The sequence below is a fragment of the Streptomyces sp. NPDC057099 genome, from assembly GCF_042671245.1.
In the GTDB taxonomy this organism is placed as follows: domain Bacteria; phylum Actinomycetota; class Actinomycetes; order Streptomycetales; family Streptomycetaceae; genus Streptomyces; species Streptomyces purpurascens.
The window spans coordinates 176912-188376 of the sequence record NZ_JBHUTX010000004.1 but is presented as its reverse complement, the minus strand read 5'-3'; the positions used below and the strand labels follow the sequence as shown (position 1 = coordinate 188376).

Genomic DNA, 11465 nt, shown 5'->3' with positions numbered 1-11465 from the left:
CCGTGAACATCGGTGAGATCGCCCGCCGGGCCGGTGTCTCGCGGAGCACCGTGTCCTACGCGCTGAGCGGCAAGCGCCCGGTGTCCGACGACACCCGCCGGAAGATCCAGCAGGTCGTCGACGAACTCGGCTACCGGCCCAGCGCCAGTGCCCGTGCCCTGGCCAACGGGCGGACCAGCACCCTCGGCCTGGTCTTCCCGCCGGCTGGAACCCACTACACGGGGATGCAGCTGGACTTCATCGGCAGCGTGGTGGAGGCCGCCGCGGTCTACGACTACGACGTGCTGCTGTCCCCCAGCGGCGTGGACAGCGACCGTTCCTTCCAGCGCCTGCTGGGTGAGCGGCGGGTCGACGGCGCGATCCTGATGGAGATCAGGCTGGAGGACGACCGGGTGGACCACCTGGCCGCCCTGGACTTCCCCTCCGTCGCCATCGGCCGTACCGCTCGCCCCGAGGGCAGTTGGTGGGTGGGCCTGGACCACATCGCCCTCGTGGAGGCGTGCGTCCATCACCTGGCGGATCTCGGCCACCGCCGGATCGCCTTCGTCAACCGTCCGGAGCAGTTGCTGCGGGCCGGGTACGAGTCCGCGCACCGCGGCCTCGACGGTTTCACCAAGGCCGCGGCCGAACGCGGGCTGACCGTCCGCACCTACTGCTGCGGGGACGACGCCGCCTCGGGCCAGGCCTGTGTGGAACGGATCCTGCACGACGACCCGGCCACCACCGGCCTGGTCACGCTGAACGAGGCCGCGCTGGGCGGCCTGTACCGGGGGCTGGCCCAGGCCGGCCGCCATGTCCCGCGCGACTTCTCCGTCACCGGGGTCGTGGCCGCCCGCTGGGCGGAGACGGTGACACCTCAGCTCACGGCGGCGGACGTACCCGCGGCCGACCTGGGCCGGCTCGCCGTCGACCTGCTGGTGGAGCGGCTCGACCATCCCGGCGCCCCGCCCCGGCACCACCTCCTCACCCCGCCCATCTCCCTTCGGGCCAGCACCGGGCCCGCGGGAGCCGCGCCCGGCGCGGGCACTCCCTGATCGACACCCACCTCCTCTCCTCCCGTCACACGCCCTGACGGCGGTGCCGTTCGGCGTGCCCACCTTCAGCAGCCCTCGCCTCGGCACCCGCATGCCCGACACAAAGGACCCCGCGATGAACAGCTTCTCCAGACGGCGCCGCCTGACCGCCGCGGCCCTGACCGCCCTGGCCGTCGCCACCAGTGCCACCGCCTGCGGATCCGGCTCGGCGGGCACCGGGACGAAGGCCGCCGACGACGGCAGGTACACGATCTGGGACCCGTACCCGCAGTTCGCCAAGGGCTCCGCGTGGGTGAAGCTGCTGGACGCCTGCGGCAGCGAGGCCGGGGTGAAGATCAAGCGGACCGGCTTCGACACCGGCGACCTGGCCAACAAGACGCTGCTCGCCGCCCAGCAGGGCAACTCCCCGGACGTCCTCGTCGTCGACAACCCGGTGGTGTCGACCCTGGCCGAGGCGGGCGTGCTCACCACCACCGACGACAGCAAGCTCGACACCTCGGGCGTGGACCCCAACCTGCTCGCCGCCGGCCAGTCGGACGGCAAGACCTACGGCACCCCGATCGGTGCCAACACCCTCGCCCTCTACTACAACAAGAAGGTCCTGAAGGAAGCCGGGGTGGACATATCCACCGTCAAGGACTGGGCGTCGCTGACGGCCGCGCTGGCCAAGGTCGAGCGGGCCGGGAAGAAGGGCATCACCTTCTCCGCGATCGGCACCGAGGAGGGCAGCTTCCAGTTCCTGCCGTGGTTCTGGGGCTCCGGCGCCGAGCTGACCGACGTCGACTCGGCCGCGGCCGTCTCCGCGCTCTCCCTCTGGAAGGACTGGCTGGACAAGGGCTACGCCCCCAACTCGGTGCTCAACAACACCCAGACCACCAGCTGGCAGGAGTTCGCGACCGGCGACTACGCCTTCGCGGAGAACGGCACCTGGCAGCTCGCCGCCGCCAAGAAGGCCGGCTTCGACTTCGGTGTCCTGCCCATCCCGGCATCCAGGGGAGGCAGCGCCGCGGCCCCGACGGGCGGCGAGTTCGTCACCGTCCCGGTGCAGAGCGACACCGGCCGCTACAGCACCACGCGCAAGCTCGCGACCTGCCTGACCAGCACCAAGAACCTGTACGACACCGACACCACCCTCTCCTACGTCGCGCCCACCAGCGAGGTCCAGGACCAGCAGGTGGCGGCCGACCCCGCCCTCAAGCCATGGGTGGACGCGGTCAAGTCGGCCAAGGGCCGCACCAGTGACGACCTGGGCACCAAGTACCCCAAGATCTCCGAGCAGTTGTGGAAGGCCGTGCAGTCCGCCCTCAGCGGCTCCAAGTCGCCGAAGGACGCGCTCGCCACCGCCCAGTCCGCGGCCGAGTGACCATGGACCGAGGTCATCCGACGATCCACCCGAGGCAGTGGGCCGCCTGGGCCTTCCTCACCCCGGTGACGCTGTACCTCGTCCTCTTCTACGCCTATCCGCTCTACCGCAACCTCGACCTGAGCCTGCGCGACTACACCGTCCGCTCCTTCGTCCAGGGTGACGCGCCCTTCACCGGCCTGCACAACTACCGGACCGTCCTCGACGACCCGGCCTTCGCGCCCGCCCTGCTCCACACCGTGGTGTTCACCGCCGTGTGCCTGGTCTTCCAGTACGTCATCGGCCTGGCGCTCGCGGTCTTCTTCCACCAGCACTTCCGGCTCTCCGCCACGCTGCGGGCCCTGTTCCTGGTGCCCTGGCTGCTGCCGCTGATCGTGTCGGCCTCCACCTGGTCGTGGCTGTTCAACAGCGACTCCGGGCTGGTCAACGCCCTGCTGAGCAGCGTCGGCATCGGCCCGGTGAACTGGCTGACCTCGCCCTCCTGGTCGCTCGCCTCCGTGATCATCGCCAACATCTGGATCGGCGTCCCGTTCAACCTCGTGGTGCTCCACAGCGGCCTGCAGTCCATCCCGGCCGGCCTGTACGAGGCCGCCGCCCTCGACGGGGCGGGTGCCTGGCGGCGGTTCCGGAGCATCACCTTCCCGCTGTTGCGGCCGGTGTCCGCGATCACCCTGCTGCTCGGGCTGGTCTACACGCTCAAGGTCTTCGACATCATCTGGATCATGACCAAGGGCGGCCCGGCCGGAGCGTCCACGACCTTCGCCACCTGGTCCTACCAGCTCGGCTTCGGCAATCTGCTGCCCGCCTTCGGCCCGGGCGCGGCCGTCGGCAACCTGCTGGTGGTGGCCGCCCTGGTGTTCGGCCTGGTCTACGTCCGGGTGCAGAGAAAGCAGGCGCTCTCATGAGCCGGAACGGCAAGCGCACGTGGGGAGGCTGGACAAAGACGACCCTCGGCGTCCTGCTGACCGGGATCATGCTCTTCCCGGTCTACTGGATGCTGAACGTGTCCCTCACCCGCCCCCAGGCCCTGCGCAAGAGCCCGCCGGACCTGCTCCCCGTCCACGGCACCCTGGCCGGCTACCGCACCGTCCTCGACGAGCAGTTGCCCTACCTCGGCACGAGCCTCGTCATCGGCCTGGGCACCGTCGCCCTGACCGTGGCCCTGTCCGCCCCCGCCGGCTACGCGCTGGCGAAACTGCGCCCACGCGGCGGCGGCATCCTCACCTTCGTGCTGCTCGCCGCCCAGATGATCCCCGGCATCATCATGGCGATGGGCTTCTACGCCATCTACCTCCAGCTCGGCCTGCTCCAGTCCGTCCCCGGCCTGATCGTCGCCGACTCCACCCTGGCCGTCCCCTTCGCGGTCCTCATCTTCACCGCGTTCATGTCCGGCATCCCCGACGAACTGCTCCAGGCGGCGCGGACGGACGGCGCCGGCCCCTGGCGCACCTTCCGGTCGATCGTCCTGCCGATGAGCCGCAACGCCGTCGTCACCGTGTCGCTGTTCGCGTTCCTGTGGTCCTGGTCCGACTTCGTCTTCGCGAGCACCCTCGTCAACGGCGGCGCGCGGGAGCCGATCACCCTCGGCATCTACCACTACATCGGCAACAACAACCAGGAGTGGAACGCGATCATGGCCACCGCCGTCGTGGCCTCGCTGCCGGCCGCGGTCATCCTCGTCCTGGCCCAGCGCTATGTCGCCGCCGGCGTGACGGCCGGCGCGGTCAAGGACTGACCCGGTGTGGTCAAGGACCGGTCCAGTGTGGTCAAGGACCGGCCTCCGCACGATCCCTGCTCGAGAAACGAGTGCCCCTTCATGACCGCCGACCGCTCCGGCCCGGCCTTCTCCGTCCAGGACATCCCGTTCAGCACGTACGGGTCCTGGTTCGACATCTCCCCCGTGGTGGCGGAGAAGACGTACGCCGAAGACCTCCACCTCGTCTCGCACCAGAACGGCATGCACGCCGTCCTGACCCTGACGCCGCTCGACCGGGCGACGGGCGAGCGGGCCGAGACCCGGGTGGAGGCCACCCCGGGCCTGCTGAGCTGGATCGGCGTCAGCGGGGCCGGCCGCGTGGACCTCGCCTACGAATCGCCGGACACCGTACGCCTGCGCGGCACGGCCCTGTCGCTGCGCGTCTCCGCGGCAGCCCCCACCCTGACCCCCTTCAGCGGCACGTACTTCTTCCGCGAAGCGGCCACCGAGGCCTACGTCTTCACCTCGTACGAGACCGGCCGCCGCTACCGCGTCACCGTCCTGTCCGGCACGGTGACCCACACCCACGGCGACCAGACCCTGGGCACCGCCGACCGCGGCCTCACGGTCACCGCCGACCCGGACGACTCCTGGGAGATCGCGGTCGAGGAACTCGACACGGCCCGCCCGCCGTACGTATCGGCGTCACGCTTCGGCAAGATCGTCGAGGCGGCGCGGAACGCCTTCGCGGACTTCGTCGACGCGGTGGCCCCGTGGCGTTCTCCGGCCACCCGAACTGGCCGCCTACGTCCTGTGGTCCGCGACCGTACGCCCGGCGGGGCTGGTCCCCCGGCCCGCCGTCCTGATGTCCAAGCACTGGATGGACAAGGTCTGGAGCTGGGACCACTGCTTCAACGCCCTGGCCCTGGCCCCGGGCTGCCCCGAACTGGCCTGGGACCAGTACCGGCTGCCCTTCGACCACCAGGACGAGACCGGGGCGCTCCCCGACTCGGTCACCCACTCCGAGGTCCTGCACAACTTCGTCAAACCGCCCATCCACGGCTGGGCACTGGGCCACCTGCTCCGCCGCCTGCCCACACCCCCCGACCGCACGGAACTGGCAGCCGCCTACGACCGGCTGGAACGCTGGACGACCTTCTGGCTCACCGCCCGACGCGCCGGCGGCTCGGCACTCCCCCACTACCACCACGGCAACGACAGCGGCTGGGACAACGCCACCACGTTCGACCCCGAACGCGTGGTCGTCACCGCGGACCTGGCCGCCTTCCTCATTCTCCAGCTACACGAACTCGCCGCCCTGGCAGCACACTTGGACAGACCTGACGACGCCGCACGGTGGACACGAGCCGCCGAGACGACCCAGGCGGCCCTGCTGGACGAACTCTGGACCGGCGACCGCTTCATGACCCGAGGCGTCCACAGCGGGAACACCTGGACCGGCTCCAGCCTCCTCGACCTGATGCCCATCGTGCTGGGCGAGCACCTCCCGCCCGAGATCAGCGCACAGCTGGCCGACCGCATCGCGGCCCACCTGACCCCCCACGGCCTGGCCACGGAGCTGCCGGCCTCACCGCACTATCTCTCCGACGGCTACTGGCGCGGCCCGATCTGGGCCCCCGCCACGGTCCTCGTCGAAGACGGCCTGCGCCGCGCCGGCCACCACCGGCTGGCAGCCGACATCAGCACCCGCTTCCGCACCCTGTGCGAAACCCACGGCTTCGCCGAGAACTTCGACGCCCTGACCGGCACGGGCCTACGGGACCGCGCCTACACCTGGACCGCCGCCGGCTACCTCCTCCTCGCGGAGGCAGCCGCCGACGTCACGCTCAGTGCGCGTGCCCACTCGCGGCGGGCGCCGGGCCGGCGTTCTTGACCGACAGAGGCAGCAGCTTCTTCCCCGTCGGGCCGATCTGGATCTCCGTGTCCATCTGCGGCCATTCACCAACGGACCCAAAACCGCTACCGTGCAGGTCATGGGGAAGCGAACGAGGACCCGCGCCGCAACTGACCGCGGGCTGTACTCAGTTGATGCCGAATGGTCCGAGGGTGACTTAGCCCTCTTACGGGAGCTGAAGAAGACGGAAGCCCTCCTGCCGGACGACGCACCGCGGGCACTCTTGTCCGTGCGTCTGTCGGTCCTCACCGACGACACGACATCGCCCGTCCGGCAGGAACTCGATCTGCGTCTGCTCGCCAGGGAGCGCGGCTGCCGAGTGATCGGAGTCGCGAGCGATCTCAACGTCTCGGCGACGAAGGTCCCGCCGTGGAGGCGCAAGGAGCTCGGGGACTGGCTGAACAACCGGGCGCCCGAGTTCGACGAGATCCTTTTCTGGAAACTGGACCGTTTCGTACGTCGCCTCTCGGACCTCAGCACCATGATCGACTGGTGCTTGAAGTATGGGAAGAACCTCGTCTCCAAGAACGACTCGATCGACCTGACCACGACGGCCGGGAAGATCATGGTCACGATCGTCGGCGGCATCGCCGAGATCGAGGCCGCCAACACCAGCACGCGCGTAGCGAGCCTCTGGGACTACACCAAGACACAGAGCGACTGGCTTGTGGGCAAGCCGGCGTACGGGTACGAGACGGCGGAGGACGAGAACGGCAGGGTCGTACTCGCCATCGACAAGGACGCGCACCGGGCACTGCACTGGTCCCGCAAGGCCGCCATGCGGGACCAGCCTGCTTCCGCCCGGCGCATGGTCAAGGTCCTGGTGCGCGCCGGCCTCTGCGGATCAGGCCTGACAGCGTCGACACAGCTCCGCCGACTCAGGAACCCGGCACTCATGGGCTACCGCGTAGAAGAGGACAAGAACGGGGGCGTACGCCGCTCAAAGATCGTTCTGGGTAGCGACGCGAAGCCTATTCGCGTGGCAGACCCGATCTTCACCGAGGACGAGTTCAACAGCCTTCAAGAGGCACTCGACCGCCGAGGGAAGAACCAGCCCACCCGGCGCCCGGAGGGGGCAACGAAGTTCCTCGGCGTCCTGATCTGCCACGACTGCGGCTCGAACATGACTGTTCAGCAGAACCGCGTCAAGGAGCGGTCCTACTCGTATCTGCGGTGTGGCAAGTGCAAGGCCGGAGGCCACGGCGCTCCGAACCCCGATGAGATCTACGGCAAGCTCGTCGGCGACGTTCTGAGGGTTCTCGGGGACGATCCCGTCATGACACGCGAGTACCGACAGGGCGCCGAGGCCCGCAAGGAGCAACAGCGCCTGGAACAGTCCATCAGCTACTACATGACCGGGCTTGAGCCTGGAGGCCGCTTCACGAAGACGCGCTTCACCAAGGAACAGGCTGAGAAGACACTGGACGACCTCATCAAGCAGCTGGAGGCCATCGACCCCGAGGCGACCAAGGACCGGTGGGTGGCCGTGCACAACGGCAAGTCGTTCCGCACCCACTGGGAGGAAGGCGGCATGGAGGCCATGGCCGCCGATCTGCTCCGGGTCGGCGTGAAGTGCGTGATCACGCGGACCAAGGTGAAGGGTGTACGCGCCCCACGCATCCACATGAAGCTGATGATCCCCAAGGACGTGCGAGACCGGCTGATACTCAAGGAAGACGACTTCGCGGAGGCCTTCTAACACGGTCCGTCCGACTGACGCGGGCAGCCGCCTTCTCGTGCCGTACGGGGAGGTGGCTTCTCGACTCACGAGAACCACGACGCGGGGTCGAACGGCTCTTCCGTGCCATCATCGTCAACGATCACGATCTCGCTTTCGATCACACTCGGTGCCCTGCCGTCGCCACACCGACGTAGCAGCGGGCGCCCTGACTGCTGCGGCTCACGCTCGGGAAGTGCGGTTATAAGCGCCACTCCCCCTCTTGCTTCGCTTCGGTGCCAAGCCGTCGAGACTCTGCAAGGTCATCCGCGATTCCCGCCGCGATGAGCGCCGCACCGGGGGTATGGCCAGAGCCGACGTAACGCCAGTGCCGATCGGTGACCTGGTTGGGGATCTCGTCTCGTCCGTCGCCGTGGCCCATGTGGTGGGCGCGTTCGGCACGCAGGGCCGCATAGGTGGTGGAGTAAGCACGGGACTTGGTGAGGATGTGCCCCCGGTAGCCGAGAGTGTGAGCCCAGGCGCGGAGGCGGAGGTGTTCGTACTCAGGGAGGCCGCCGAGGCGCCAGCAGGTCCGCATGATTGTGCGGACGTGTTCGCTCACGGGCGTCATGCCGATGTCGTGCCAGGTCGTGAGCGGATGGTCGGTGCCGGCGCCTGTCTCGCTGGCTCCCTTGGTGACGTATTTCGCGACGTACGCGGCCACCGCGTCGTCATCCGGCCCCTCACCGTCTACGCGCAGCCGACGGACATCGAGCTGGGCGCCCCAGCGCAGCACCACCTCACCAACGGCCGCAGTGTGGGGCGTTCCGATCTGGACCCGACGCGCCGATGCCCGCACGGCATCGGTCAGGCGGTCGACGGTGCCCCAAGCCGGGGGTTCGTCGCTGGGCCCGGCCGGGCCGTCGAGGCGGATAATGGTGTGCACATGGACGGCCGCCCGCTTTTGATACTCGGCGACGCGGGCGAAGGACAGCCGGGCATGCTCGGCGAATCGGGACTGCACGAGGCCGACCGAGGAGGCCAGACGCCGCCGGACGTCAATGACGAACCGATCCCACAGCTTGGACGCGTGCGCGTGCCACAGCACGTGGCCCGTGTAGTCGTAGCACTCGGCGCACAGCGGTCGTCCGACGGCGGCATCATCAGGGTCGTGCATGGCGCCGCAGCCAAGGGAGCGGCCGTGTTCGCACACCCCACGGTCGCGGCGGGGCCTGCATTGCTCTCCGGCTCGGTGCACGGGGCCGAAGGACGGGGCGGTCAGGGTCACGAAGAGCCGAGGGCGGTGCCGGACCGTGGCGGGGACGTTCTTGCCGCCGAGGAGGCCCGCGCGGACAAGGTGAAAAGTGTCGCCCGCGTGGAGGCGGGAGCATGCCGGGCAGACGGTTGCGCGTCGGTTGCGGCAGCGGACGAGGAGGCGTTCGCCAGGTTCGTTGCGGGTGTCGTAGTGGTGGAGGATTTCCCCCGTTTCGGCGTCCAGGGTCGTGGTCGAGCCGGACAGGTGGACGGGGTGTGCGCAGCCACCGGTAGCGGTGACCTGGTCCAGCCAGCGCGGAAATTTAGGGTCTTGAGCGAGGCGGATTGCGTCGCGGTCTGCTTCGGGCAACTGACGCAGGCGCGCCGCGCGGTCGAGGACGGCGCGCCGGTCAGCCGGTGCGTACTCCGGGATGATGGTGGTGACCTTCCGGGGAGGGCCGCCGCAGCGGCACGGTGGAGGGGTGGCGGAGCGGTGTTGGTCATGGGGTCACCTTCCGTGCGTGGCCGGGTGGAGTCTGAGGTTCAGCGGATGGTGCCGGTCCCCCGGCAGACGCGGCAGCGCCGCAGCCGGCCGGTCCAGGTCTTCCGGGCTCCGTCGCCCTTGCAGTGGGGGCACCTCACGCGGGGCATAGGCATGCCGTTGCGTTCCCTTCTCTGGTCAGGTGTGGGAGAAGCCGCTGATCACCCAGGTGACGAGTCCGTGCACCGTGTAGATGACAGGGGTCTGGCCGAGGTACAGGCCGAAGAGGCCGACGCAGACCGCTTCCCACGCGCGCACATCGCGGGAGCGGACGAGGAGGACGGTGATGATCCCGAAGACCACCGCGAACGTGAACGCCGTACCTTCGCTGATCACTTGTCGTCTCCTTCCAGTGCTGCCAGAGCGCGGCCGAGGGCGGGCAGATCCGGGGTGAGGGCCGCATGCTTGCGGGCCGTCGACACGGCCTCTTCTGTGGGCGTGAGGTGGGAGCGGGCACGACTCCACCCGCCATCCGGGCCGGTGCACACGGCCACGCCCCGTTCCTCCGCCGTGATCGCTTGTGCGACGGCCACGGCGTCCTTGTTCAGGTCGCCCAAGGTCATCTCTGCCGTGCCTGGGTCGTTGACCCGGTGGCAGATCCGGCCGCCGAGCTGGGCCCGCAGGGCGGTGACACCGGGCCCCAGGTCGGAGCCGACCCTCTGTCCGGCCACGACCAAGTGGACGCCGAGGGCTGCCCCGAGCTGAGCCAGACGCAGCAGCAGCGTGGAGCACTGTTCGGCTTCCGCCTTGCTGTCGCGTGTGCCGTCGGACAGGTACAGCTCTGCGATCTCGTCGACGAGCACGACGACCGGAACCGGTCGGAGCTTGTCCGGCAGTTCCCATATCGAGCGCACACCGGCCGACCGACAGGCGCTCATCCGGTCTTGCATGTCGATGACGAGCGCGGAGAGCACGGCGACCGCTTCGCGTCGGCATGTGGCCAGCGCGCTCAACCGACCGGAGAACAAGCCGAGTTCCATGCCACCCTTGCAGTCGATGCCGACCAAGGCGACCGGCTGCGGTGCGAGCTGAGTGATCAGCCGGGCCAGCAGGGTGGACTTGCCGGACCGGGTGGCCCCGACGATGAGCCAGTGCGGCACCAGGCGCAGGTTCATCACCCACGCCCGACCGGTCTCCAGCGCGCCGATGAGCGCGGACAGCAGTTCGGCGGGTGCGGTCGCTAAGCCGGGCCGCTCCAGCGGATCACTGGCCATCGCAGTCAGCAGGACGAGGCCGCGTTCCGGCGAGGTGACCCGCACTGCGTGGACCTTCCACGCGTGCACGAGCGCATCGGCCGCCTTCAGGTAGGTCACCGGGGTCTGGCCCGCGTGCAGCCTCACGGTCACAGTCAGCCCCGTGCGCGTAGCACGCGGAAAGGAGCTCCGCGGGGCCACTGGCCGCACCGGATCACCCTTGACCAGCAGATGCCCGATCAGCGTGCGCGCCGGAAGACGGGATACGGACAGGTCGTTGAGCATGGCGACCCGGCGCCAGGTGAACATCACCCGGCACGCAGTCACCGGGTAGCCGACGAGGTACCAGTGCCAGGCCGGCCGGTGGCGGCGGACCAGGTCGCCGACGACGAGCACCCAGGCCAGCACGGCTAGGGCGAAGGCGAGCAGGATCGCGCCCATCACGCGTCACCGCCCTTGCCCTGCCCGGCCGTTCCGTGCGCGGGCGAGACAGCGTCCGCGCGGAAGCTGACGCCGCTGCGGTCGCCCATCGACCAGGCGAACGCCGTCAGGCCGGTGACCTTGACGACCTGACCCGGTTCGATGCCCTTGGGCTCACCGCTGACGGCGATCTCGATCACGGAGATACGCCGTCCGTCCGGCCGCACGGTGACGGCGACGGTGTAGACCGTGTTGCCGTCCCGGTCCTTCTTCACCTCCTGTGTCTCGGTGTTGCTGAGCTTCACTTCGGGCGCGCTGGCGCACCGCAGTACGCCGAGCCGCGCCGTGTCCACGGGAATGGACTGCATTGGTGTTGGCCTCCCTGGCCAGTC

The 11465-nt window shown here is 69.3% G+C and carries 9 protein-coding genes and 1 pseudogene; 6 read left to right on the top strand and 4 right to left on the bottom strand.

Features of this window, described 5'->3' with window-relative positions:
• Positions 1-2 precede the first annotated feature (2 nt).
• From ACFT4A_RS07650 to ACFT4A_RS07625, 6 genes and pseudogenes are all read left to right on the top strand, one after another.
• A complete protein-coding gene (locus ACFT4A_RS07650; RefSeq protein ID WP_382826871.1) occupies positions 3-1034 on the top strand; it encodes a LacI family DNA-binding transcriptional regulator in 1032 nt (343 codons plus the stop codon).
• A 115-nt stretch (positions 1035-1149) separates the two neighbouring features.
• On the top strand, positions 1150-2397 hold the full coding sequence (locus ACFT4A_RS07645) for an extracellular solute-binding protein (protein WP_382826869.1): 1248 nt from the start codon (positions 1150-1152) through the stop codon (positions 2395-2397).
• A gap of 2 nt (positions 2398-2399) precedes the next feature.
• Positions 2400-3302 (top strand): carbohydrate ABC transporter permease, encoded by a 903-nt coding sequence (locus ACFT4A_RS07640; RefSeq protein ID WP_382826867.1) that lies wholly within the window; start codon positions 2400-2402, stop codon positions 3300-3302.
• Positions 3299-4132 (top strand): carbohydrate ABC transporter permease, encoded by an 834-nt coding sequence (locus ACFT4A_RS07635; protein WP_382826865.1) that lies wholly within the window; start codon positions 3299-3301, stop codon positions 4130-4132. Before ACFT4A_RS07640 ends, ACFT4A_RS07635 begins: the two co-directional genes overlap by 4 nt.
• 81 nt (positions 4133-4213) lie before the next feature.
• Positions 4214-5987 (top strand): annotated as a pseudogene (locus ACFT4A_RS07630) (amylo-alpha-1,6-glucosidase).
• 100 nt (positions 5988-6087) lie between these two features.
• Positions 6088-7707 (top strand): recombinase family protein, encoded by a 1620-nt coding sequence (locus tag ACFT4A_RS07625; RefSeq protein ID WP_382826863.1) that lies wholly within the window; start codon positions 6088-6090, stop codon positions 7705-7707.
• A gap of 220 nt (positions 7708-7927) precedes the next feature.
• On the opposite strand, the gene ACFT4A_RS07620 is transcribed toward ACFT4A_RS07625, so the two are convergent.
• The 4 genes from ACFT4A_RS07620 to ACFT4A_RS07605 form a co-directional block, all read right to left on the bottom strand.
• The gene (locus tag ACFT4A_RS07620) at positions 7928-9298 is read right to left on the bottom strand and encodes a replication initiator (RefSeq protein WP_382827157.1); all 1371 of its coding nucleotides are present in this window, start codon (positions 9296-9298) and stop codon (positions 7928-7930) included.
• Positions 9299-9598: 300 nt separating this feature from the next.
• Positions 9599-9796, bottom strand: a complete 198-nt coding sequence (locus ACFT4A_RS07615) for a hypothetical protein (RefSeq protein ID WP_382577129.1) — start codon at positions 9794-9796, stop codon at positions 9599-9601.
• Positions 9793-11094, bottom strand: a complete 1302-nt coding sequence (locus tag ACFT4A_RS07610) for an FtsK/SpoIIIE domain-containing protein (protein WP_382826862.1) — start codon at positions 11092-11094, stop codon at positions 9793-9795. The genes ACFT4A_RS07615 and ACFT4A_RS07610 overlap by 4 nt, the downstream gene beginning before the upstream one ends.
• Positions 11094-11441 carry a hypothetical protein gene (locus ACFT4A_RS07605; RefSeq protein ID WP_382826860.1) on the bottom strand — a complete coding sequence of 116 codons (348 nt, stop codon included), beginning with the start codon at positions 11439-11441 and terminating at the stop codon, positions 11094-11096. The genes ACFT4A_RS07610 and ACFT4A_RS07605 overlap by 1 nt, the downstream gene beginning before the upstream one ends.
• Between the last annotated feature and the right edge of the window lie 24 nt (positions 11442-11465).

What these genes read in the sequence shown, in the direction of transcription:
- ACFT4A_RS07645 (WP_382826869.1), top strand. Translation starts at nt 1,150, where the DNA reads ATGAACAGCTTCTCCAGACGGCGCCGCCTGACCGCCGCGGCCCTGACC.
- ACFT4A_RS07640 (WP_382826867.1), top strand. Translation starts at nt 2,400, where the DNA reads ATGGACCGAGGTCATCCGACGATCCACCCGAGGCAGTGGGCCGCCTGG.
- ACFT4A_RS07635 (WP_382826865.1), top strand. Translation starts at nt 3,299, where the DNA reads ATGAGCCGGAACGGCAAGCGCACGTGGGGAGGCTGGACAAAGACGACC.
- ACFT4A_RS07625 (WP_382826863.1), top strand. Translation starts at nt 6,088, where the DNA reads ATGGGGAAGCGAACGAGGACCCGCGCCGCAACTGACCGCGGGCTGTAC.
- ACFT4A_RS07610 (WP_382826862.1), bottom strand. Translation starts at nt 11,094, where the DNA reads ATGGGCGCGATCCTGCTCGCCTTCGCCCTAGCCGTGCTGGCCTGGGTG.
- ACFT4A_RS07605 (WP_382826860.1), bottom strand. Translation starts at nt 11,441, where the DNA reads ATGCAGTCCATTCCCGTGGACACGGCGCGGCTCGGCGTACTGCGGTGC.